At 41.2% G+C, this 24,770-nt stretch carries 21 protein-coding genes and 2 pseudogenes; 10 read left to right on the forward strand and 13 right to left on the reverse strand.

All coding sequences use genetic code 11. From position 1 onward, the window contains the following. Positions 1 to 2: 2 nt before the first annotated feature. The gene (locus K0625_RS03500) at positions 3 to 440 is read right to left on the reverse strand and encodes a GNAT family N-acetyltransferase (protein WP_220108391.1); all 438 of its coding nucleotides are present in this window, start codon (positions 438 to 440) and stop codon (positions 3 to 5) included. 473 nt (positions 441 to 913) lie between these two features. Between K0625_RS03500 and K0625_RS03505 the strand changes: the two genes are divergently transcribed. From K0625_RS03505 to K0625_RS24890, 4 genes and pseudogenes are all read left to right on the forward strand, one after another. Continuing rightward, entirely contained in the window at positions 914 to 2,086 is a 1,173-nt protein-coding gene (locus K0625_RS03505; protein ID WP_438944484.1) for an MFS transporter, read from the forward strand. Between the two features lie 327 nt (positions 2,087 to 2,413). Then, the gene (locus K0625_RS03510) at positions 2,414 to 2,788 is read left to right on the forward strand and encodes a DUF3135 domain-containing protein (RefSeq protein WP_220108393.1); all 375 of its coding nucleotides are present in this window, start codon (positions 2,414 to 2,416) and stop codon (positions 2,786 to 2,788) included. A 428-nt stretch (positions 2,789 to 3,216) separates the two neighbouring features. Then, positions 3,217 to 4,275: pseudogene (locus tag K0625_RS03515) on the forward strand (PAS domain-containing protein); the annotation flags it as partial. Positions 4,276 to 4,395: 120 nt separating this feature from the next. Then, a pseudogene (locus K0625_RS24890) lies at positions 4,396 to 4,626 on the forward strand (methyl-accepting chemotaxis protein); the annotation flags it as partial. A gap of 104 nt (positions 4,627 to 4,730) precedes the next feature. On the opposite strand, the gene ppnP reads toward K0625_RS24890, so the two are convergent. The 4 genes from ppnP to K0625_RS03535 all read right to left on the reverse strand — a co-directional run bounded on the left by ppnP (position 4,731) and on the right by K0625_RS03535 (position 7,121). Next, a complete protein-coding gene (ppnP, locus tag K0625_RS03520; protein WP_220108395.1) occupies positions 4,731 to 5,012 on the reverse strand; it encodes a pyrimidine/purine nucleoside phosphorylase in 282 nt (93 codons plus the stop codon). A gap of 125 nt (positions 5,013 to 5,137) precedes the next feature. Next, complete coding sequence (locus K0625_RS03525) at positions 5,138 to 5,929, reverse strand: class I SAM-dependent methyltransferase (protein WP_232846900.1); 792 nt, start codon at positions 5,927 to 5,929, stop codon at positions 5,138 to 5,140. A 249-nt stretch (positions 5,930 to 6,178) separates the two neighbouring features. Then, positions 6,179 to 6,526, reverse strand: coding sequence for an MAPEG family protein (locus tag K0625_RS03530; protein WP_232846926.1), 348 nt, complete (start codon positions 6,524 to 6,526; stop codon positions 6,179 to 6,181). 217 nt (positions 6,527 to 6,743) lie between these two features. After that, complete coding sequence (locus K0625_RS03535; RefSeq protein WP_220108397.1) at positions 6,744 to 7,121, reverse strand: GFA family protein; 378 nt, start codon at positions 7,119 to 7,121, stop codon at positions 6,744 to 6,746. A 262-nt stretch (positions 7,122 to 7,383) separates the two neighbouring features. Here K0625_RS03535 and K0625_RS03540 point away from each other — a divergent pair, with 262 nt between their 5' ends. After that, entirely contained in the window at positions 7,384 to 8,772 is a 1,389-nt protein-coding gene (locus K0625_RS03540) for an aminotransferase class V-fold PLP-dependent enzyme (protein ID WP_220108398.1), read from the forward strand. 80 nt (positions 8,773 to 8,852) lie between these two features. Here the strand turns inward: K0625_RS03540 and K0625_RS03545 are convergent, their stop codons facing one another. The 3 genes from K0625_RS03545 to K0625_RS03555 form a co-directional block, all read right to left on the reverse strand. Further along, entirely contained in the window at positions 8,853 to 11,243 is a 2,391-nt protein-coding gene (locus tag K0625_RS03545; protein WP_220108399.1) for a putative bifunctional diguanylate cyclase/phosphodiesterase, read from the reverse strand. A 4-nt stretch (positions 11,244 to 11,247) separates the two neighbouring features. Then, positions 11,248 to 12,180 (reverse strand): transporter substrate-binding domain-containing protein, encoded by a 933-nt coding sequence (locus K0625_RS03550; protein ID WP_220108400.1) that lies wholly within the window; start codon positions 12,178 to 12,180, stop codon positions 11,248 to 11,250. 373 nt (positions 12,181 to 12,553) lie between these two features. Beyond that, the gene (locus K0625_RS03555) at positions 12,554 to 13,057 is read right to left on the reverse strand and encodes a peptidylprolyl isomerase (protein WP_220108401.1); all 504 of its coding nucleotides are present in this window, start codon (positions 13,055 to 13,057) and stop codon (positions 12,554 to 12,556) included. Between the two features lie 282 nt (positions 13,058 to 13,339). Here K0625_RS03555 and K0625_RS03560 point away from each other — a divergent pair, with 282 nt between their 5' ends. Then, positions 13,340 to 13,894, forward strand: coding sequence for a DUF2799 domain-containing protein (locus K0625_RS03560; protein ID WP_220108402.1), 555 nt, complete (start codon positions 13,340 to 13,342; stop codon positions 13,892 to 13,894). A gap of 135 nt (positions 13,895 to 14,029) precedes the next feature. Here the strand turns inward: K0625_RS03560 and K0625_RS03565 are convergent, their stop codons facing one another. Then, the gene (locus K0625_RS03565; RefSeq protein ID WP_220108403.1) at positions 14,030 to 14,353 is read right to left on the reverse strand and encodes a zinc-ribbon domain-containing protein; all 324 of its coding nucleotides are present in this window, start codon (positions 14,351 to 14,353) and stop codon (positions 14,030 to 14,032) included. Between the two features lie 345 nt (positions 14,354 to 14,698). Between K0625_RS03565 and K0625_RS03570 the strand changes: the two genes are divergently transcribed. Both K0625_RS03570 and K0625_RS03575 read left to right on the forward strand, forming a co-directional pair. After that, on the forward strand, positions 14,699 to 15,586 hold the full coding sequence (locus tag K0625_RS03570) for a LysR substrate-binding domain-containing protein (RefSeq protein WP_220108404.1): 888 nt from the start codon (positions 14,699 to 14,701) through the stop codon (positions 15,584 to 15,586). A gap of 534 nt (positions 15,587 to 16,120) precedes the next feature. Further along, positions 16,121 to 18,211 carry a hypothetical protein gene (locus K0625_RS03575; RefSeq protein WP_232846901.1) on the forward strand — a complete coding sequence of 697 codons (2,091 nt, stop codon included), beginning with the start codon at positions 16,121 to 16,123 and terminating at the stop codon, positions 18,209 to 18,211. A gap of 147 nt (positions 18,212 to 18,358) precedes the next feature. On the opposite strand, the gene K0625_RS03580 is transcribed toward K0625_RS03575, so the two are convergent. Next, entirely contained in the window at positions 18,359 to 18,763 is a 405-nt protein-coding gene (locus tag K0625_RS03580; protein ID WP_220108406.1) for a hypothetical protein, read from the reverse strand. A gap of 356 nt (positions 18,764 to 19,119) precedes the next feature. On the opposite strand from K0625_RS03580, the gene K0625_RS03585 reads away from it, so the two are divergent. Then, complete coding sequence (locus K0625_RS03585; RefSeq protein WP_220108407.1) at positions 19,120 to 20,787, forward strand: SulP family inorganic anion transporter; 1,668 nt, start codon at positions 19,120 to 19,122, stop codon at positions 20,785 to 20,787. Positions 20,788 to 20,926: 139 nt separating this feature from the next. On the opposite strand, the gene K0625_RS03590 is transcribed toward K0625_RS03585, so the two are convergent. The 3 genes from K0625_RS03590 to K0625_RS03600 form a co-directional block, all read right to left on the reverse strand. Beyond that, complete coding sequence (locus tag K0625_RS03590) at positions 20,927 to 21,289, reverse strand: hypothetical protein (RefSeq protein WP_220108408.1); 363 nt, start codon at positions 21,287 to 21,289, stop codon at positions 20,927 to 20,929. 603 nt (positions 21,290 to 21,892) lie between these two features. After that, the gene (locus tag K0625_RS03595) at positions 21,893 to 22,873 is read right to left on the reverse strand and encodes a transposase (RefSeq protein ID WP_220108409.1); all 981 of its coding nucleotides are present in this window, start codon (positions 22,871 to 22,873) and stop codon (positions 21,893 to 21,895) included. A gap of 93 nt (positions 22,874 to 22,966) precedes the next feature. Further along, positions 22,967 to 23,551, reverse strand: a complete 585-nt coding sequence (locus K0625_RS03600) for a hypothetical protein (RefSeq protein ID WP_220108410.1) — start codon at positions 23,549 to 23,551, stop codon at positions 22,967 to 22,969. Between the two features lie 301 nt (positions 23,552 to 23,852). Between K0625_RS03600 and K0625_RS03605 the strand changes: the two genes are divergently transcribed. Next, positions 23,853 to 24,698 carry a TonB family protein gene (locus K0625_RS03605; protein WP_220108411.1) on the forward strand — a complete coding sequence of 282 codons (846 nt, stop codon included), beginning with the start codon at positions 23,853 to 23,855 and terminating at the stop codon, positions 24,696 to 24,698. The last annotated feature ends 72 nt before the right edge of the window (positions 24,699 to 24,770 follow it).

Here is a 24,770-nt window from a genome sequence, read left to right on the forward strand (position 1 = left end):
GGCTAACTTAGGGGCTGACGTAACATATGAAACTCATCTTTATCCTCACCTACTATGGTAAAACCTAATCTCAGATAGAGCTCTCTAGCAGGATTGGCTTTTAATACCGTTAAAAAAATGGGCTTGCCCCGGTTTGCTGACCAAGCAATCATCTGATTAAGCACCATTTTACCTAAACCGTATCCTTGGTGGGCTGGCGATATTTGGATCTGCATAATCTCAAATTTGTCACTCAACTCACGATACTTCAACGCGCCTACCCGCTCATTCTGGTGAATCACTAAATGAAAGCAATCAAAATCATCATTTAGACGAGTCAAGTGCTCATCTTGAGTCAAAAATATCCCAGCTTGCTCTAAATGCTCCACCATGGTCGAAAGCCTAAGCTGCAACAAAAAGTCATGATCGACTTGCTCGGCCCTCACTATTTCAAAATCCATTCACCTCATCCCTATTTTTTATCCATGACTTTTAGGCTATCAGCTTTGAGTTCACATTTCCTCTTTGGTTTACTTTTAATATAAACCCAAACAAAACAGTCAATAATAACCACTACAACAAAAATAAGACCAAAAGCCAGACATACAACAACGAAACCTACGTCATCAAGTCGGTTTACAGTCAACTTTAGTTAACGCTAAAAACCTGAATAAATTTACAATAGATAATTAAAATCTTGTCAGAAAATGACTATAAACAGCAAAAAAACAAAGCCATAAAAAACAACAAAACAAAGAAAAAACATAAGCTAACCGTTACATTTACAAAAATTAATCTTACAAGGTAATTTATCTTCTTTACTTCATAATCAAATGGGAATACATTCGCCAAAAAATAACCAACAGTGGGTTATTTAAGACTCAAACACCATAGACAACCAAAGCTAAATTAAAACAAGCTAAAGGAGATGATTGTGATAGAAAACATCATAGAAACACACAAAAATAGCACTTTCGTTCCTGTGGCTGGATTGTCGTTTTTTGCAGTAGCATCCGGATTTTTAATGAGCCTAATCCCACTCTCATTATCTTCATTTGGTATTGATAGCTCTGTGGTGCCTTGGCTTGCCAGTATCTTTTATTTGGGTCTATTGATAGGTGCTACTTGCATCGAAAGTATTGTTGCTAAAATCGGGCACAGAGTTGCATTCATTTTGTTTCTCTGCGTGCTGATCTCGACAATTCTTGTCATGTTAGCGATCCCCAATGCAGTGACATGGCTAATTTCACGCTTTGTCGCAGGTTTCGCTGTTGCTGGTATCTTTGTCGTGGTCGAGTCTTGGCTGTTGATGGCCGACAGCGCAAAACAGAGAGCGAAACGCTTAGGCCTCTATATGACCTCGCTTTATGGTGGTAGCGCCTTAGGTCAACTTGGTATAGGCCCAGTTGGAGTTGATGGCTTTTTTCCATACCTTTGTGTACTTGGCTTGTTAATGTTAGCCATTCTGCCTCCACTTCTAGTGAAAAGCGGACAACCAAAAAATGAGCATAACCAAAAGCTAAGATTGAATGAGATAAAAAAACTAAGCCGTCCAGCGATCCTAGGATGTCTGGTATCGGGCCTATTACTCGGCCCTATATACGGTTTACTGCCTGTGTACATCACAAGCCAAGTGGATAGCCCAGAGCAAACTGGAGTACTTATGGCCACGATAATTCTCGGTGGTATGTTGGTGCAACCCCTTGTGAGCTACCTATCACCTAAGATGAGTAAGAGCTTGTTGATGGCACTATTTTGCTTATTTGGTGCGCTGGCTGTATTTGGTATTTTAGAGTCACGCTCATTTATGGTGATGGCGATAAGTTACATGCTGTTAGGCGCCTGTAGCTTCGCTCTCTATCCTATTGCTATCACACTCGCTTGTGATGCGATATCGATGGAAAAGATAGTTTCGGCAACAGAGGTGATGTTATTAAGCTACAGTGTGGGATCGGTTTTAGGACCACTATGTGCTACCAGTTTTTCAGATTCACCTGACTCAGTGATCTTTTATCTCGGCGGCTGTTTAACAACGACCTGCCTCTATATGTTCATCAAGAGCATCGAAAAGATCCACACAGGTCAAACGCCAGTTCCAGGTGCTTAATTCTCAAAAATAGGAAAAGGGGACTCTTTAGTCCCCTTTTTTATAGCACTCCCCGCCCCTCTTGCGTTGAGTGCCAATCCTCTATGCCAAAAGACAGCTCTACATAGTCCAGATCAACTAAAAATGTAGTAACTGCGCAAATCTTAGTCTCACAATTGCAACACGCAACTAAATCTTAATTTATAAATACCTGATAAATATACCGATGATTTTTGGTTCAAAACTTGCCTTATCTAAACCAAGGAAACTGCAAATTACGCTAGAAAAAAAGTTTCGAATGTAATGATAAAAATGCGTATGTAAACCGTAAATGATGAGGTAGTAGATATGAGTCAGCAAGATTTTCCAGATTTTGACACATTAATGGAGATGGCCAAAAACCAGCCAGAAAAACTTGAAAACATATTCAGAGATGAGGTGAATAGCGTGATAGAGAGTGCTTCAGAGGAGCATCACCATCGCCTTAGAGGATTACAATTTCAAGTGGATGCCCAACGCATATTAGCCAAAAACCCCATGGATGCCTGTATTCGAATCTCAAAAATGATGCACAGATCTTTAGGTGATCTACATACCACCCTCAATGATTTCTCCCTACAACATGATCATAGCAATCAGGTATTGAACGACCTATCAGATAAACAGCAAGATGTGGGCGACATTCTTTATTTTGAAGACCGTAAACAACCTGAAGCAACGTAACTGAAAGTAAGAGTATCACCTTACTAAAGCTATCAGTACCTACACCAATAGATAAACAAAATTTGAGTTTGGTTTCATCATCTGATGAAGCCTTAACTCATCTTGCTAGCACTCCAGCATAGTATTTCCTTAATCCCCACCGACACTGAAAAAGTAAAATAGACATCATACAAAACTCCTTACATAAAATAAGTAACATTCATAATTTTGACTATAATTTGGACAAGCATTGGATGCTTAATAGTTAAAAGCAACAGAAGTACAAGCACTTTTAAATGGGCAACCTACAAGGAGGTGCACACACCATTCTTTTAGATATACAAACTAAGAGGCAGATACTGATGACCAAATTTATAAAGAATTTATTTTCTTCATCAAAAAAGCAGACTTCTGATAATGGCGCAAATGAAAAGCTTAAAGAGCTGCAGATGCAAGAAGCGCTCTCAAAAGCAGGCAGCAAAGCCGTTGAGAATGTACTAGGTCAATCAGTGGATGCAGTAATAATGATTGATGGAAACAATCATGTGACCTTTATCAATGATGCCGCCATCAAGATGTGGGGATACCGAAAGGATGAGGTCATAGGAAAGAATGTCAAAATGTTGGTTCCAAGTGAGCTTCAATCTCAACATGATGGATTTGTAAATAAAAACAGGCGTACAAAAGAAGACATCATAGTCGGCACCAGCCGTGACGTGGAGCTTGTTCGCAAAGATGGTTCTAAAACATGGATTAACCTCGCCCTATCCAGACTAGAAAACGATGGGGATATAGGCTATGTCGGTTTTGCTCGAGATATCAGCGCCCAACGTCAGGCCAGTGACACAATACAGCAGGTACTCGAACAAGCGCTCGACGGCGTTGTCACCATAGATAGCCATAATATCGTTACCTTCATGAACTCAGCAGCTGAAACCCTATGGGGGATCTCTAGAGAAGAGGTCATAGGAAAGAACGTTAAGATGCTTGTTCCCAGTGAAATACGCTCAAATCATGACTCTTTAGTCAACGCTAACCGAAACACGGGTATCAACAAGATAGTGGGGACCAGCCGAGATCTCGATCTCATTCGGGTTGACGGTAGTACGATTCAAGCTAACCTCTCGCTTTGTAAAATAGAGGTCGGTGGCGATATAGGTTATACCGCTTTCGTCCGAGACATTACCGAGGTCAAACTTGCCCAAGACGCCATAGATCAAACCTTAGAACAAGCACTTGATGGCGTGGTATCTATCGACGAGAACAATACGGTGACTCTATTTAACAAGGCCGCAGAGGAGTTATGGGGTTACAAGAGAGAAGAGGTCATAGGTCAAAATGTAAAAATGTTAGTTCCAGTGGAACTACAAGCTGGCCATGACGGACTGGTCAACGCCAACCGAAATACCGGAGTTAACAAAATTGTTGGGACTGTTCGGGAGGTGCCAGTCTTCTGTAAAGATGGCAGTAAAAAATGGGGCTCACTCTCCCTTTCTAAAGTTGAGGTCAGTGGCCGTATCCTCTACACCGCCTTCGTACGAGACGTCACCGAAGAGGTTGAGATGCGTGATGGCATGAATGAGATAATGGCCAATGTTGCCAAGTCCAGTAGTGAAATTGCTGATATTGCCAAAGTCATCGATGGGATCTCAAATCAAACCAACCTGCTTGCCCTTAATGCCGCAATCGAAGCCGCGCGCGCTGGCGAGCATGGTCGAGGTTTTGCGGTAGTGGCAGATGAAGTTCGCCAGTTAGCCTCCCGCTCTTCAGAATCAGTAACTGAGATCAATAAATTATCAGAAGAGACCCAACGCTTCCTGCAAGATCTTGCGACGAACCTCAAACTTGATAAATCGTAATTAGAACAGAGATACACTTTTCCCTCTAGAAAAGTGTATCTAGTTACATGTAGGACAAACATAAGCTCAAACTAAAACAGGCTTAAATCAACCAAGCCCCTATGCTAGCCATAGCTGCACAAGTAGGCAGTTTGAGTTAACACTTTAACCTGAAATTTAGCATCGCCAATCACATCAAACTGCTCACCAGCACTAAAGGTTTGCCAGTCATTATGACCAGGTAAAAGTACGGTTAGGGCACCCGATATAACCTGCATGACCTCGGGAGCCTGAGTACCAAATTCATACTCGCCAACTTCCATCACACCAACAGAAGCGGGTTTATCTTCTGCTTGAAAACCAATCGACTTTACTTGCCCATCAAAATACTCATTTATGGCTAACATCTTATCTCTCAAATAGAATAGTTTTTACCAGCCTAATATAGCATAAACACCTGAAATCAATCAGCATAATAAAGTGTTTACCCTTAGTTCATAAATGAGTCTCAACCCATTTAGTTCACAATGATTTAGGCCTTAACAAACTTATAGATAAATCTGTCTGTCTTACCTCGAGTCTCTTTTTCAAACACGTTCATGGAGAGATCATCATCAGGATTTCTCAGGTAAAAGGCTTCCTCTACAAGCTTAAAGCCAGCCTCCTTCATCTGATACTTCACAATATTTGAATCGATTCTATGCTCAGAGTTAGGGGCATCATAGCCAGATCCCTTAATCGCTTCATGATCGATAATGATAAACACACCATCATCTTTAAGTGAGTCGCGCACTTTAGCCAATGCAGCTCTGTGATCTACCGCCTGCTGGCGAAATACAGTTTTCTTGCCAGTTTTCTCATCCACATTATGGGTAAAGAAAAGATCATGATAATTCAATGCAGTAAAGGCAATATCGAGACTTTTCTCTGGAATATCCATATCAACAATATCAACTTTATCAAAACGTGTCAGATTCGCTAGTCGCTCTCCCTTTGTGCGCTCATTTATCCGTTTTTCGGCAAAACGCCAAATCACATTGTCGTTTTGAGCATACACCTTACCTTTAAGCCCTACGGCTTTGGAGAAGAGTTCGGAATACCAACCACCACCAGCAAACAGGTCTAAGACGTTATCGCCAGCCTCAACGCCGGCAAAGTGCATAATCTGAGCGGGTTTACGTGCAGCATCCCGCTCACTATCTTTTGCTGGACGATCACTGCTTGCTAAAATCTCGTTAAGCTCGCTCAACGACAGCGGAGCCGCATCAACAGACACTAAACTAATGCCTGCGATCAAGCCTGCCAAAATTGGTAATCTCATCATTATCCCTTACTCAGTTAAGTTGCAGTTCGGATATAAACTTTTAGCAAGTTACCAGTAAAGCCATAAAGTTGGCGATAAGGGGAAACCAGCTAATTGTTACAGAGCGTTTCAACCCAAGGACTACACCTCGCGAAACAGTCAAGCTCACAGCAGACATTGCAGCAAATAAGTTTGCACTATAGCGCCCCAGAACAGGCTCAAACACAGAGCCAAACACAGACTAAACGCCCTAGATAGAGTGACCTCTATTTAAAATAGTTGTGTTACAAATAGGGCGCACCACATCCCCCAAAGAGTGCAACTCGCGATAATAAACGCGCAGGTTCGTCTCAGTAAGTGATTCCCCCTTACATGTTCAAATGCATGCCAATAGCGTGCTGTAACAAAAAGAGCAGAAGAGAGAAACCATGCAACTCCCTGTAATTGGAAGTGCATAATAAACAACATTAAAAGTATAAAAAGCAGTGGCTGTTGATACTGATTGTCATGACTGCGACTCAGTAAAGCGACTCTTTTAGGCATAGCATCGAGATTGACAAACATCACATCCGAATACTTCACACGCCCCTCAATGACTGACTTCAACCTCAATATCAAGGTAAATAGCCATAGAGAGGCTATCAATATTATTAGCATGCCCACGGGGAAAAGTGGCCATATTAGCTCTATATTTTTGTCTATCAGAGGAAACATATTTTTGTACCTAGTTCACAAGATGTAAACCAGTATATCGGAGGATAAATCGACAAAAAGTGTCATTAGTGACACTTAACAGGTCATTAATGACATTCAGTATCGTCAATAATTGAAAGCGCTAGTCCAAAAAAGTCCAACTATCTGCACCGTCGAAATGCCTAACTTGAATCTCAGCCACTTCAGCCCTAGGAGCCATACGGAAGTTAATCCCATATTTTGGCTCAGGCACCTTATCTGTGGTCAGATAATGAGTTAAACAGCCACACTTTTGACAATGGAAAAACTCAATGCACTCATCACCAAATCGATAAGACTTAGCAGATGGCATACTTGTTCCCAATGAATCAGCCATAAAGGTCAACTGAACTTCATTAGGTTTATAATACCCCCAAAGCGCCCCATAACGATGACAGATAGAGCAGTTACAAGAGGTCAATGTTGCGGGAGAGTTCGCCACCTTGATCTTCACATTACCGCAATGACACATCAATTCCATCTACTCTCCCTCCATCTGTAGTGATTTGGTTAATCAAAACACAATATGCCACATCAAACGCGACTCCAAAAGTTAATACTTTAGTGCTCTCTTAATAAAGGGTTATAACAACTGTGTGATTCATCACGATTTTAACTCTTTATAACTTATAACATCGCCGATGAATGTATATTAAAAACGCTCAACATAAGCTTGATAGCATTAAGCTTTTTTTACCCTAAAGAAACAATTTTATTCAGTCATCATTTAATTTGAGAGTAGTATGAATAACGATAATAAAGATGTCGCATCAGGTTTAAACCGCCGTAGTTTTTTAAAAACATCTACAGGCTTAGCACTGGCAGGCGCCGGTACTTTGATGTTTCCATCGGTCGCAGCAGCTAAAACAGATGAACTAGGGCCTACCCAGTTTAGAGGTCATAATTCAGACCAAAAACTGTGGAAAAAGGTGCGTAAAGAGTTTGTGCTCAACAAGCGCACAACTTACATGAACGTAGGAACATCTGGCTCTATGCCAAAGAGCATTTTAAAGTCTTACGCTAAAACTAATGAGATGATCTCTGCTAATCCTTGGCAGAGCAACGTTCCTACCATTGAGCTAGCTAGGCAGGTCGCGCCTGGTTTCGGCGCCGATGAGCATGAACTGGTATTGAGTCGCAACACGACTGATGGCATGAACTCAATCATCAATGGCCTCCAGTTTGAAGAGGGGGATGTCGTTTTAACCACTCACCACGAGCATCCAGGTGCAACCATTCCACTAAAGCATGTAAGTGAGCGCTATAATGTTGAAGTGGTTGAGGTTGAGATCCCTGTATATACAGGCGAAAACCAAGTTTCTGAAGATGACTTTGTTAATGCATTTGCCGATGCGGTCGCAGAGTATGGTAGCCGCGTTCGTCTGATCGTTTTCTCTCATGTAACCTACACAACAGGAACCAGCTTACCTGCTAAGCGCATCTGTAAAGAGGTGGCAATTCCTAACCGTATCCCTACATTAATCGACGGTGCCCACACACCAGGTATGCTAAACCTGAACTTTCATGATATCGATTGTGATTTCTACTCAGGTGCAGGCCACAAGTGGCAGTGTGGTCCAGGTGCAACTGGCATCTTATATATTCGCGATAACGCGCAACGCTTAGCTGAGTTTTGGAGCGATCGTCCAACACCGCTTTGGTGTATCAACTCATCGTCATCCTCCACAGCTTTACAGGCTAAATTCCAGTCTATCGGCCAAGATAACTACCCAGCAAAGCAAGCCTTAGCTGACGCTTGTGTCATGTGGGAGGAGATTGGCAGAGACGTGATTGAGGAGCGAGTGCTGGATCTAAGTGAGCTTTGTAAACAAGAGTTGTTTGATACCTTCCCCTATGCAAACTTCTATGCACCGAACATCCGTGAGCTATCAAGTGGTCTAACGACGTTTAACCCATTCTACGATCAACATGATGGCGAACTGTTAACCCAATTCCGCGATCGTCTGCATGAGGAGTATGGCTACATAGTGCGTACCACCTCTTTCTATAACAAGAAAGATGACATGCAAAAAATCCACACCATCCGCATCTCGACTCACCTTTTCCATGATGAAGATGATGTAATTGGTTTAGTTAAAGCGATGAAGCGTCTTTACCGCAACATGGCATAAACTCAGCTTTAATTAGATAAAAAAATGGCCTTGAGGATCTCAAGGCCATTTTTATTAATAGTGATACCAATCAATAAAAGTTAAGCGGTCGCGACGACTAAGCTCTCCTGCTCCATCAAGAGCTGAGTAAATGCCTCTGCCGTGACTGGACGGCTAAAGAGATAGCCCTGACCAAATTCACAGCCGTGACTCTGCAGGAATTGCGCCTGCTGCTCATCCTCAATTCCCTCTGCCACCACTTTCATCTCTAACGATTTTGCCATAGCAAGAATCGCGGTAACGAGTGCTTTATCAGCCTTACTGCTTGCCATCTTATTGATAAAAGCCCGATCAATTTTCAACTTCGAAAACGAGAACTTCTGCAGATAACTTAACGCTGAATAACCGGTACCAAAATCATCAATCGACATCTCAATTCCAAGCTGTTTCAAGTAAGCCAGCATGGTCATCAACCCGCTCTCTTGATCGATTAACAGGCTCTCAGTCACCTCCATATCGAGTCTGTCAGCGGGAAGACCTGTTTGCGTCAGTACTTCAACGATTCTTGCCTGCAACTGCTCACTATAGCGAAACTGTACACTGGAGAAGTTAATCGCCATTTTGAGCGGGGTGATCGATTGCCAACTAGCTGCCTGTGAACACGCCCGCTGCAGAACAATATCTCCCAGTTTATGGATCAAGCCGTTCTTTTCAGCGAGTGGAATAAACTCATCCGGTGACACAACCCCAAGCTCACTGTCGGTCCAACGCATCAACGCCTCGGCGCCAATAATCTTACGACTGGCCAAGTCTAAAATCGGTTGATAATAGATCTCTATATCATCCAAGTTTATCGCTTGATGCAGACGAACATTTAAGGTCAACTTACGTTGAATATCTTGGTTCATACTGTCGTTATAAAAACTAAAACCGTTACGCCCAGCATCCTTAGCTCGATAGAGGGAAGTATCCGCCTTCTTAAGCAGTGTCGCAGCCGTGTCACCATCTTGTGGATAGATAGACATACCAATACTGGTTGAAACAAAAAACTCCTGCCCTTCAATCTTAAATCCCTGTTCAAATAGGGTCAAAATTGAGCTTGCCAACATCTTTGCCATATTTTGATGGGGCAGCTCAGGAATAATGATAAGAAACTCATCGCCACCAAATCTCGCCACCGTATCGGTATTACGCACTGAGTTTAATAGCCGCTTACTGGTGAGTTTTAACAGCTCATCTCCCGCATGATGGCCCACGGTATCATTGACCTGTTTAAAGTTATCCAGATCGAGGAACATCACTAACACCTTAGTGTTATTAACCCGAGCAGACTCAATGGACTGAGCAAGCCGGCTCATACTGTGAGTTCGATTTGCAAGCCCTGTAAGTTCATCATGGGTCGCTTGATAAGCAAGCTTATTCTCTGATGCTTTACGCTTATCAACCTCCTCAAGTAACTGAACATTTTGATTGGTTAATTTCTGTTGCTGCTCTGAGACAAAAGCAACCTGAGTCTGAAGTACCAGATTGGTATTGTTCACCCTCATCAAGTACAGCAAACCTAACATCACAGGTAGAGCAAGCAGAGAGATCCCGGCAATAAACCAAGCAGATGTAAATATATCCTGCTCATTGACCGGCTCAAACCAACTGATCAGTTTAAAGGGCGTACCTGAAACCTCTTTCTCAAAGTAGATATTATGGGATGAAATATTATCGTGGCTTTGCTTCTTTCCTGGGTTAAACGCTGTACTGGCTCTAAAGGGCTCAGTAGGCGTAAATTTCAAGATAGGATTAAGCCCGGCCAAAGGTTTAAGTGAGTCCCAAACCAAGATCTCCCCAAGCGGCGTGACCAGCTTCAAACAGCTGCCATTACTTTCATGCTCTTGAGTCGAAAGCTGATGAATAACAACATCATTATCAATCTCTGCAATCAATATTCCAGCAGGTTTATCTTGATGATATATCGTGTGTAGTAGAGTAATTATCGGCCCCTCTGGAGTCGATAACATCAATATCTTAGTGCCCACCTTCTCCATCGCGGCCATGGGGATCTGATTAACATCAAAGGGAGTATCTAGCTCGGTATCGGCAATAACCGTTTTACCGAATCCCACGACTACGAGCCTGCGATAAATTTGATGATTATCAATCTTGCTTGTTTGGGCAAAACTATTAATGGTCTGTCTAAGATTAAACAGGCTAGAACCTAGCCCATACTGCATCGACATGCCCGCAGCAAGATTGGAGAAGTAGGCACTAATCGCCCTGTTATTGGCAAGGTTGCCGATACTTTCCTGACTCACATCAAAAAAGAAACTCAAATTATCAGTGTAATTACTAATCTTTAAATCTAATGCGTTATTTTGTGACTCTTTTAGCCTGCTTTGACCTAGGTTTGTCACGGTCAAGATTAAAAATAGATAAGCGGTTAGAAGGATGCCAGCAACAATAATGGCAGTTTTACTGTTAAACCATTTCTTTATGTTCATAAATCTACTGCGATTTTATCGCCTGAGAAAAGTAATTGTTGTAATAGTGGAAAGCACTTGGATAGTATTTTTTCACCAGCTCGTTAAAGCTACCATCAGCCCTGATCTGCTTTAAATATTGATTAAACGCCTTCCTTAACTTGGGAGAGTCTTTCCTAAACCCCATCGCCATTCTCTGCTCTTCAGAGATGGGTCCTATTACTTTAATTTCATTTGGCCATTTCTCCAGCGCAATCAAAGAGTCTGCAACATCTAATAGGGTTGTTTCCGCTTCGTCATTCAACATAGCAGGCACCATCTCATTAAGCTGCAACTGCTTAGTCGGTAGTATCACATTAGCTTGGGTGCGATAAAGATCATACAGATCTGGATCTAAACATGATTGCTTCATTGCCAGCACGTCGCGACCTTTAATCAAAGACTTAACCGCGGAAATATCCTCAATGAGTGAACCACTGGGTTTTATCGGCATGAGATCTGAACTGGTTCTGGCAATGAGCCACACGGCAGAGGGAAAGTAATCATCGGAGAAATCAACGATCTCTTTGCGCCAATCTAAAACCGTCACACCATGAGCCATCACATCACCTTCAATGATTTGAGGCGAGGAGTACACCACCTTATTGCCAATGAACTGGCCATTTACTCCTGTTAACTTGCCGAAAACTGTCGTCCAAGTTGCAGGGATAAATTGATAATCTACCCCTAGGTATTTTGCAAAATTTTGCATCAACTCAATATCAAGACCACTATGAGTGACCTTGCTTCCTTCGGTGTACTTGGCCACAAAATTGGCATAAGGTACGCCAATGTGCCTAAGCACTCCTTCAGCTTTAATCTCATCGAGATCACGCGCTAAAAGTTGACCCGAACTGCCAATCAAGAAGATCATCAACAGGCACTTTGTGATTAACTTAGATTGCGCAAAAAATCGCATTATAAATATCTCTATTGTTTATTTAAACCATCGAACAGATTTCGCACGCAGTATACCTTCCAAGTTCGTATTTACAACGATATCCCTTCCAGTTTTCGACATTTAAAGTAGAAAAAACAAGCACAAAAATTCAACAAAGGTGATCACCTCTAAAGCGATAAATTTAGCTTCACAATGTAAGAGTAAAATGCAACAAGCTCGTTCGTTGTCACACTTTTAGTTAACCTATTACTCGATCTGTTATACAGATAATTTCTGAGTTCAAAATTAATGTGAAAACAATCACGATAAAAGTTAGGTATAAAATAGATAAGGGGAGTGTCATTACTCAGAATCTTGGCATAGCAGAGCGAAACGGTATAAAAAGACAAGATTAAGAGGTCTGTTTAATAACAGTCACTTTCTCAATAATAAGCGTTTCTTGGGGCAGATCATCATGACCAGCTTTCGAGCAGGTCTTTACCTTCGCCATCCTGTTAACCACATCCATCCCTGCGGTCACTCTACCAAAAACAGCATACCCCCACCCCTGATTAGTAGTCGCAGTGTGATCTAGGAAGGCGTTATCAGCCAAATTGATGAAGAACTCACCAGTGGCTGAGTGAGGCGCATCGGTTCGTGCCATCGCCAGCGCGCCTCTGATATTTTTCAAACCTCGATTTGCTTCATTAACAATTGCAGCCCGAGTTGGCTTCTCATGCATCTGGGCAGTATAACCCCCACCCTGCACCATAAACCCTTTGATCACCCGATGAAAAATTGTACCTTCATAAAAACCATCTTCGCAGTACCTCAAAAAATTCTTAGAGCTTACTGGTGCGCGCTCAAAATCGAGTGCTATCTCAATCTTGCCTAAGTTAGTCATAAAAATGATCATAAAAACTCGTTTACCTTATCTCGATCGATAAAGATCAATATGAAAAATTGGGGCTAAGTATACCTGAGAAAAGGTTTAGCCACCTGCCTCCAACTTCCGCAACCAGCAAGCACTTAACGACAACCCAAAAGAAACAAAAACAACACAACCAACAAGAAAAACAAACAATGCCGCCGTTAAAATACGCAACCAAACGATACATATGTAAATAAGTGGTGACCTCCATATTCTCATTGATGTTTTTTGATAGATTTAAGCCCTACACGCTATCGGGGGAAGCAGATGAAATATAAAACAGTGGCAGCATTGGCAGCTTTGAGCCTAACTCAATGTACAAGCTTAGATATAGAGGAGTGTACGCATGCTGATTGGTACTCCTTAGGACTCAATGATGGGAATAGCGGCGCTACTCCTTATACCCTTAATAATTATATTCAGGACTGCAGTGAATTTGGTCTTGGTGTGGATTCAACTCAATGGAGAGCAGGCTATCAGATAGGGCTTAAAAACTACTGTCAACCAGAAAATGGCTACAAGTTAGGGCTAGAGGGAGCTTACTATAATGGGGTCTGCGGCAGTAACGATTTTCTAAAACGTTATAATGAAGGCCACCGTAAATATGAAATAAAACAGCGAATATCTACAATTAAAACTAGGTTAAACACGATTGAGAATGAAATAGCTCAAGCAACCAGCGCCATCAGATCAAGTATTGATGTAGCAAATAACAAAGAGAGAAAAAGTAGCCTTAAAAGGGAAAGGAAGCAGTTAGAGCAAGAGCTATTACTACTTCGTATCGGCGCTCCTGATGCATTTTCAATCCAATTCAATTTTTAACCATATCAGCTAATTAATCAGACATATGAATAAAAGCGTATGATAGTCACCATAGACATTACTGACATCAGCGACTCAAAGCATGGGAAACTGCAATATTACCGGCTCGATGAGCTATTTAACCTAAATTGAAAGTTAATTCTCACGATTAGTGGTGATATTAACCTTTTGGTGCTCCGCGACTAAGCTCGCAAGTTCATTCTGCCTCGCCGTAATTTGGGAACTGTCTAAAGCGAGTTGCTTTCCCTGTTCACGGGGCAGTTTCATCGGATATTGGCAGCTACCACACACCAATAAGTAATCGGGAGTAAAGCGCCAAATGGTAATAAAAAACAGCGAAGCAAATTCGGTTTCTTTATACAGAAACCACTCTCTCTCCACACCACAAAATTCGCAGTGACAACTCATTGGCGGCTCTATTAGCTCATATTTCTTATCCATGCCAGCAAGAAAAAACATCCCTTCCCTCCATCTAACCTCTTTAATAGGACAGCTTATTGTGTATAGAGAGATAAGAAAAGGCTTTAAATGCCTGACTTACCCAGGCAAGCCTTTCACCGATAAACCATTATTAAGATACTGTCGACCTCCTTAATTCCCCCTCTCATCATATTACCCACCTGCATTCACAGCTCAAGATAAAATGAGAAAACATCACTATTAACCAATTAACATTCATATTTAAGTTCTCCAATAAACATCATTAATTGACTAAATGTAAACCGCTTTAGATATTATAGGTAACGTGCTTTAATATGGTTACTCACAAACCGATTACAAAGCACCAACATATAAGGAGGAGTTTTGTCGTTACCTGAATTTAAAATAACCCAGCTTCGCCACTTTATTTGGGTAGCGGAGTTAAAAGGCTTTCATTCCGCAGCAAAAAAAGCATGCCGAACTCAACCTGCAATATCATTATCAATACGAGAACTGGAGAACAAGTTAGACACAGCTCTTTTTGAAAAGGTAAACACCAAGGCCACCATATTAACTCCTTTCGGTAAGTATTTTTTACCTAAGGCAAAAGAACTTATTTATCACCATGATAATATTGCTCTCGACATGGCATTAATGTGTGAGCATAAAACAGGGCATTTACGCCTTGCTTCTGTCCCCTCAATTTCTACTCGAATGTTACCCGAATTATTATCAGAATTTATAAATGATGTTCCAGATCTTCAGATAAGTTTATACGATGATAATTCTGAGGCTGTGTTGAAAAAAGTTGAAAAACAGCAAGTCGATATTGGCATATCTAGCTTACCCTATAAAAATGAACATGCTGATATTAAATTTACTCCAATATGGAAAGATCAGCTCGGAGTTGTGTGCCATAGAAATAATCCTCTCGTAGAAGAAACGGAACTACACTGGAAAAAATTGCGTAAGCTACGATTGATTAGAAATGGGACTTCACGCCTATTAGAAGACACGAAAGCAAAGTCTTTACTAAATGATTCACAGTTATTCATCTCTACTATGATCTCATTAATTGCAATGCTAGAAGCTGGACTTGGCGTTACCACATTGCCTTGGTTCGCCTTCCCACAGAATAACAATAACCTACGCTTCATTCCTCTTAAAAATCCTAAGGTGATTCGTCAAACAGGGATCGTTCAGCTTAAAAATAAATCCTTATCTCCTGCAGCATCAGCTCTAGAAAACTTCATTATAAAAAATACAAATTAATAAGCCTCCTTACATTAACTTAAGACACTTTCTAAAAAACTCTACCTTATAATAATATATTATATGTATTAACCAGTAGAATTACGTTCTTACGGCAGCGTGAAAATACATTCATTAAATTTAAAATCAATATTAGACACTATTTGATGAGTAAAACTTATCCAACAATAAGCTTTCCTTCAAAATACCACTATTTACTATTAGTAACAGAAACTTATGATAACAAACACCTTAATGTAAAAATATAACCACTCTATATCAATAAATAAAATAAGAGAGTAGTGTAATTTACAGCAAGCTTGCATCTTTATAATTACATTTATTTAAAACACTATTTTCCCGGTGGAGTTAATTGTCACATACACAAGTTGCCACTCGGTAAAACCTCAAGTTTATATTTGAAATAAGGATTTATAGATGTTTATACTTTCAAAAAAAATGAAACTATCTCTAGTAGCCATATCGATATTAAATATTCAGAGTGCTTGGGCAACTTCTTATATGCCTCTTGATAGTAATCTTCAAGAAAATGACTTGAAAAATATAATAAAAACACTAAACACAAAGGAAGCAGACTCAAACTACAAGCTACTATCCCTTACAAAAGATATAGAGTTTAACTTTGGAGAGATCACCGAAGAGGGATATCAGAATGCTAAGGCTATATATCACAATGGAAAAATCACAATAAACCCTAATAGAATTAATGACAAAGCAGATCTACGCTCAGTCATCATTCATGAAAGTGTACATGCTTTACATCCTGAATTAACAGAAAACGAAGTTGATATTTTTGCGACAAACTATGCGTTACAAAATAATACTATTTATAACCATCAATACTCAGTAGACCCCATCACTGGCGATGCATTTCGACCGAGTATTCCAAATCCATTTCAAAATAACTTAATTAGGGGACTCTGTCGTGCTGGTGCAGGTACAGCATTAAGCGCGGCAGGATCGTTTGGCCTCATAGGCTTAGGTCAAGATGTTTATAACCATGTCATTGGAGGTTCATCATTAAGTCAGGAGCTATTTAATGCCGCCCAAGGAACTGCAGTACCATTAGCTTGGGCCTTTTTCGATTACACTTTACAAAGAGCACAGTGGACTCATGGATTCCCTGGTAGTCATGCTGGTGATGGTCAAAGAATCAACGATGCCCTGCGAGCAATGCCGAGAGTAGGCAACATACTTGCAGATACACTGAACTTAGGCCATTTGACCCAAAGAACCTTAAGAGAAGAGCTAGGTCTATTGATGTTTGTCGGTGCCATTGGCACCAACGCCATGATTCAAAAAGTAGCAGATGCAAATAACGCCTCAGCAGCAGCTTGGCCATTGAAAGTCGCCGACACCGCTATATGGGGTGGGTTAAATGGTATGGTCGGTGAATTTGCTCGCTATGCTGACGGCGGCACTTACACCTCATTGCCGACTTCACATCCTGGCTCTCTTATGCCCTACTTAGGTGGACAAAAATGGGCGTTACTATCCAGCTCTATTAACTGTGGTTTGGGAGCATATTTAGGCAATCAAGCCTATGGTTCCTATGCTAAATGGCATCCTGTGCCTGCAAATGCCACGACTTCCGAATACGCGAGCAGTTCATATGGCGCAGCGGCCGCGTATATGGGCACTTGGATAGCAACAGATGGTTTATTCAAATACTTTCAATATGCTACGGCCGCGGGTATTGCAGGCTTCGCTGATGTCGATTGGAATCAAGTTAGGTTGGACGGTATTGAGCGAATTACCACTGCCTTCAGCAGCCAATACGCAGCAGAGAATATTCCAGAAGATCTCGAGTTAGGCTCAATACCTGAAGTATCGACACATATGCGTCGTCGTAGAGATACAACGCTCAATGCACGTACCGCAAGAACAAGAAGAATGTTCGATGAACTAAAGATCACCAAAAGCGAAGCGATTGCCGCATGGGAGCGAGTCATTCAACCACCACTGACGCTAAACAACTTCCAGAAAGTCGATATGGTAAGGCTTAAACAGGATACGGCGTTCAAAAAAGATCTAAATGGCTTTAATCCTTCCGTTATCATAGGGAGCAATCCTACACTCAACACTCTTAAAAATAAGGAGTTGGCTCATATAACCAAAGAGGTTGCAACGATTTCAAATGTGATCCCACGCAATGACTACACCGATTGGCGACAGTGGTGGAACTACAGCTCCTGGGCCCATGGTTGCATAAAAGATGGTGTTGTAGAGTACGGCCAATGGTTATCAGATGGCGGTAATATTGATGCTCGTGATTGTGGCTTCGCTACCTATGGAAACGGTATCAACCAAGCGATACGCTTCAATGATGGTTCTGTAGCAATAGGCATTAATGGTAGAACGATTAACTCACTCGAAAACTGGACCATTGGTGCTGTTGGCGGCACAGATTGGAGTGGGTATAACGGTTATGCCTTCTTTGATCCCCAAGGACGACCTGCCGCGATGGCCATTAGTAATGCAAACTGGGCCGCTTACGGTGCAGGTTTTAGTTTCATCTACAAAAATGGCAAGTGGGAATCTAGAAGTCAGGACAATTGGATCGGAGAGTTTTCAAATAGTAACTCTCTTGATTCAAATGCATTTCGTTTTAGGTTCCCTCAATAACCTTAAGCTGAATACTTAGCAAAACAATTTATAGAGAGGCTCAACGAGTCTCTCTACTTACTCGCTGAATGACCTATCATCTCCAAGCTAGAGATCCACGAAATACAATTAAACTTGTTGATAAATATTGACCTACTAACCTACTTGCTACTGTACCCAGTGGATAATCTCGTTAGCACCTTTTACTGCAAACTGCCTTTTAATTAAACTCCCAGATGAATCGAAAAGTAGCAGTTCAGCGGGACCCGCTCGATGGGTGGCGATCAGCTGTTCCCCCTCTGGAGTGCCCACTCGGGCGAGAAGAAGGTGAACATCTTCACCAAGATGCACTCGAGCTTCGTTCATCTGTTCAGTCTGGGTATGGCTCACCGCCAGATTAGGATCATAGACAAACACCAAAGCAGGCTTACCAGTACCTATCTGTTCGTGGGTGGCTTTAAACCCCTTTGGCATCATCATTAGCAGCCCTAAAAAAAGCACCACTATGGATAAAACGACACCAAAAGCGATCCAAGGCTTTTTACGACTCGAGTTTGAATTGAGGTTATCCATGATGACACAGCCCTTTTACTGTTAAATGACGTAATTTAGCCACCAATTATAATCAAGATAACTGAGGCTAATATTAAATCCTTCAACATAAAGCGCCAATACCAATATTAACCAGATATAAAAATGTACATTATGCTTTTTTGCTTTTTGTGATAGCTAGTTAGGCTCTTCTTTACTATTTCTAAAGACTAAAAATCTGCTAAATGAGGAAAAGTATAATATTCAGCATCATTACCAAAGCTTTTAACACAAGCTTTGCAGAACAACTAGATTTGCAACATTGATCACACCAGTAGAAGCGCTATACAATGCAGCAAAAATTTATGTGTTGCTAATGATTTAAGGTGGTATTCGCTTTGCTTAACCAACGCTTTCAAGATGTCAGTCTTAAAGGAGATATATTTGGTGGTGTCACAACCGCCATTATTTCATTACCACTGGCGCTCGCCTTTGGTGTGGCATCTGGAGCCGGTGCAGAAGCCGGGTTATGGGGCGCCATTTTAGTTGGTTTTTTTGCCTCACTGTTTGGCGGTTCTTCGACACTCATTTCAGAGCCGACCGGCCCTATGACTGTGATCATGACGGCCATTTTGACCACCATGGTGGCCAAATATCCAGAGTCTGGCGTCGCTATCTCATTCACTATTGTGATGATGGCAGGAGCATTTCAATTTTTACTGGGCATGCTCAAATTAGGTAAATACGTCACGCTGATGCCCTATAGTGTGGTATCTGGTTTTATGTCAGGCATTGGCATCATTTTAATCATCTTACAGCTGTCACCACTTTTAGGTCATGCTGCGCCTGCAGGTGGTGTGATGGGCACACTTAGCGCACTACCAGAAACCTTAATTAATCTTGATTTTAAAGAGCTGTTCTTAGGCGCATTAACCTTAGTCACCCTGTTTTTGTTTCCGCAAAAATATCGCAAATACGTGCCAGCGCAACTGGTAGCGTTAATTAGTGTGACGCTATTGTCAGTCATCATTTTTGAAAGTGACAGCATCCGCCGAATTGGCGAAATTCCAGCGGGCCTCCCCTCTTTGGTTATCCCACATATTAATAGTGAAATCTTCACAACCATGATTATCGACGCCATAGTGCTCGGCACATTGGGTTGTATTGATACCTTACTTACTGCCGTGATTGGTGACTCATTAACACGTAAAGAGCACGACTCAGATACCGAGTTGCGCGGCCAAGGCTTAGCAAACATGTTAGCAGGTTTGTTTGGAGCGCTACCCGGTGCAGGCGCCACTATGGGGACAGTCACTAACATCCAAGTGGGGGCGCGATCGCCAGTCTCAGGGATCACACGCGCACTCGTATTGGCCTTAGTGGTATTAGTAGCAGGTGGATTAACCGAACCTATCCCAATGGCAGTTCTGGCTGGCATTGCCATGTATGTTGGCTTTAATATTTTGGATTGGAGTTTTATTCAACGCGCTCATAAAGTCAGCGTTGCTGGTATGGCAATCATGTATGGCGTCATGCTGCTTACGGTGTTTGTCGACCTAATTGTCGCGGTAGGTTTAGGGGTGTTTATTTCAAACATCATCATTATTGAACGTCTTAGCCGCGAACAAGCTCGTCAAGTCAAAGCCATTAGTGATGCAGACCAAGACACAGTACCACTGACTCAAAGTGAGAGCGATCTACTGGATCAAGCCAAAGGCAAAGTACTGTTCTTTTACTTGTCTGGCCCCATGATTTTCAGTGTATCGAAAGCGATATCTCGCCAGCATAATAGCATCAGTGAATATGAGGCGATGATTTTAGATTTAACAGACGTGCCTATGATAGATGTCACGGTTGGCTTAGCATTAGAAAATGCCATCAAAGATGCACAAGACACGAATTGTGAAGTATTTTTATTGTGTCCAAATCAACAAACTCAAAAGCAGTTGAATAAATTCCATGTGATTGATTCGCTACCACAGCAGAACATCTTCTTATTCCGCTATGAAGCATTACAAGCTGCACTGAACCACGTGGGGCCGAGTCAACAACCTCTGTCAGTTTAGCCCCCTAATAACCTGAAAATAATACAGCCAATTTCACTATTAAAAAAGCCCCGATACCTTGAGGTATCGGGGCTTTATCTTTAACTGCTATCAACTTTGAGCGCAGGAATGTATCTGTGCCAAATTAGCAATACACGATTTACACAATCGTTGAATTAAACAACATACCTGGCATAAAAAAGCTGAATGCAAAGGTAACTGAGCCAGTCAGAAAAAATGCAATACAGCAAAAAGATGCTTGAGTTAAAAAGATTCTTGGTTTTACTGATGCGCTATGCCTTATCGAAAAGCCTATCAATGCCAATTGAACTTGCAACATTTGATATTTAAGGCTTAACCATTGCCAAATAGGTTTCATCCAAACGAGCAGCATTACGAATGTCACTTCAATCCCACCAAATTGAAGTAGTATTGCAATTTCAGGTACAAATATTGCCGCAACAATTAGAAAAGTGGTCAATAATATTTTTTGTAAAAGCGTTAAATCTTCCCATTGCTTCATGTTATTCCCTTTATCCCGTCACTTGGCTTTATCGCGCGCGCCTGCTAATCGACCAAAGAATTCACTAAGGCCGACCTTCTTTCTAATGTGCTCAGCCCAACAGTCACCAATAATGAAACCTACAGCACCCAAGCAACTATCGTAAGCGAGCTAAGTTGACCTGACGACAAACTCAATGCTACGCCAACAAAAAGCCCTAGAAGCGTTGGTGATGCTGCTATTGACAGCCACTGTAATGCAAAAAAATAGACTAACTAATCTCATTGGTTCTCCTTAACCCTATTTATAAACCAGTTAAAGAATACACATAAAACAATATAATTTCGACATATTATGTCGAAAATACAGTTCACCACGAATATCCAAAACATAGCCACCCATAATTATTTCTTATTATTCAGAAGAAATAGGCTTTTCGGCCTAAACTCGATAATTCAGAACTATTTACGCCACACTGGCTATAAATTTCAGCTTGTCGCTCCTCTATCGCTAAAACCTCAACTCAAAAGCTCAAAATCAACCAACACAAAAACCGAGTGAGCACTCGGTTACTAATCTAGGTGATTGGAGTCGTTTAAATGAACGTCATGTTACAAAGACTAACTAAGTGCCATCAAGCCATTTACGACAGTTTGCTGCACCTTGCCTTCGTTTACGCTCTAGATGCTCACAATAAATATCAAGTGCTTGCAGTGTTCCGACAGCACCTTTAAATAATCGACTAAATTCGGTGGTGAGCTTTATCCAATTCTCTTGAGGAATATTGAGTCTATCAAGTATCTGCTTTGAAGCTTGGTTAATAGCTCCACGCTTATCACCTCTAATAATACGCCCGGTATCATCAAGCAGTTGCAGGTAGTCTTGAGCGTTAAACATCAACCCTTTTGGCATATATTTGTACTCATTACCCACAAATGGCAGCAATGTAGCTGGCTGCTTACCATTCATCGCAGACTTGATTCTCAGCTGAATACTCGTGTGATCTGATTGTTCTGGCGTCTTAGCCACCTTAGCTCTGATAGGGTTGAGGTCAACATACGCCATACAAGCTAATACTGCTGCATCATCAAGCAGGGCTTGGGATTTAAACCTCCCTTCCCAGAAGCGACCCGTACAGTTATCTTCTTTATTTGCCATGCGAGCTATCGGCTCGTTGAGTGCCCGCATAAACCAACTAATATCGCTCAATCGGCTTCGATACTGCGCTATAGAATGCTTTAGGTGGCCAACTTCAAAGCTTTCTATCACTTCACCTTTAACAAACTTCTGGGTGATATCCGTTCCTTTAAACAAGTTATGCCAATGTTCCACAACCTCTCTATCTGTCCAAGCATTCGCTTCATAGATATCAACCCTCAACACTAAGTGCAAGTGATTGGACATCACTGCATAAGCACTGACATCGATGGCAAAAATAGTGGCCAACTCAAGGAGCCTAGATTCAACCCACTCTCGGCGATGTTCATAAGATTGACCAGTATACTTATCAACTCCTGTAAGCCAGGTTTTTCGTACACATCGAGACACACAGTGATAAAATGGGGTATCTTCCACACTCACTAACATACTTCTTGGTCTAGCCATAGCAACCTCAATCCAGCAACGATAAATTAAGCTTAGTCACTACTAGATAATTCATACAGAATCATGGGTGGCCATGTTATTTTATTCCACCTATCAGATATCAATCTTTAAAGAATTTATGATTTTTTTGAGTTCCTGCTCATCATCAGAATGCGAGAAAGATAAAGCTATTTGAACTAAATATGGGGGATACCAGTAAGCATATTGGTATTGAGAAAAGACTCGCTTATCTTTAAGTTGAATACTCAAAAAGTTATTAATCAATGGGTACTCTGGCATCGGTAGGGCATTGTTTATTGTAATAACATCCGGAAAGGTTAACCTAAGCTCAGTAACTTGCTCTTCAATCAAGCGATCCACTATACCCCTACTACCTTTTCGAATTGGTGTGGCTATAACATGAATAATAGAGTTATGGGCAATACCATCGAATTCCTGCGATTTAGCCAAGCGTAATAGCGTCAAAGGAATGAAGTCTCTAACATAGCCTGCCGCTTCATGTGGGATTGTCATTTGCTTTTCTGCTAAAACGAGAGCTTCACGAAGAGTTGAGTCATTGAGGGATTTCCATGAACTGTTGTAACTCATTTTTAATCCGATTTCTGGATTATTGTAAAGCTGTATTTCTGGTTGCTTACAACAAGAAGCTACTGTCACTATAAAGACAGCTATTAACATTATTTTCTTCATATATTAAGGCTAGCAGCCTTACTTTTCACTCCATTGAATTTTCAGTTTACCAAATACAAAATCAAGCCGCCAATTTGGGTATTAAATCTATGCTCAAACTCATTTATTAGCTGTTGTGATTTAAATATTAAGCTTTTAGGCTACAGATCAGCAAAGTATTTTACGCAGGATAAATCAATTAAAGAGGAATTTTACTCTGGTCCCAGTTATCTATAGCGCCATAATGACGAGTAAAAAGCTGTCTCACCTCTAGCTAACAAAAACAACCAGTAAAGGAAGTAGCAAAATAATGAAAATACAACTTATTACTCTCAGTTTGATTTTACTAACTTTCGGTTGCGCAACCGTAGGCAGCCACTCCACCTCCGAAACCATAGTCACTCAGAAAAACAATCTATCAAAATTGAGCAAAAGGCCAATGGTAAAGCCCTCTCCAGCTCAATACCCCATTGATGCGGCTAATAAAGGAATTGAAGGTTGGGTTCAGTTAAATTTCGATATCAATGCACAAGGCAACACTGAAAATATTAGCGTACTGAAATCTTCCCCAAAAGGTGTATTCGATCAAGCGGCTATCAAATCTTTAAGTAAATGGGAATATAGACCCAAAATAGTTAATGGCGAGGCCGTACATCAACATGGACAAACGATCCAACTCGACTTTACCTTAAGCGATAAAAATGAGGTGAAGTCTGATTCTTTTACGAGCAATTTTATCCCTCGTCCGCCGAATAAAAACCAACTCATCACAGACCAAAAACTACGTAAGTCAATAACTCATAGCTTCCAACTTTATTTAAAAGGAGACCCAGAGCAGGCGCTATTAACCGCTAAAAATATCAAAACATCTACGCCATTCGAACAGGCTTATGTTAATCGGCTTATTGGCAACTTTGCGGCTGAAAATGGTAACTTTAATTCTGCAATTAACTACTTAACTACTGCGACTGAAAAACAACTTTTAGCAGATAAAGATCATGCAGCTGCTATGAGACTACTCGCCGACTTAAATTACCAGCAAACGTATTATCAAGCAGCAATAGACACCTACAAACGCTGGATAAATTTCACAGGTGATACGGATGCACAAATGATGGAACGCATAGCAAACGCGGAGTTAAAATTAAGCAAATGAGTTAACATCAGTGCAAAAGATAAAGTCTATTTCGAGTATCGGCTAAAAATGTAGCTTGATTAGCTTACAAAC

It is taken from the genome of Shewanella nanhaiensis, assembly GCF_019457885.1.
Classification (GTDB): Bacteria; Pseudomonadota; Gammaproteobacteria; order Enterobacterales; family Shewanellaceae; genus Shewanella; species Shewanella nanhaiensis.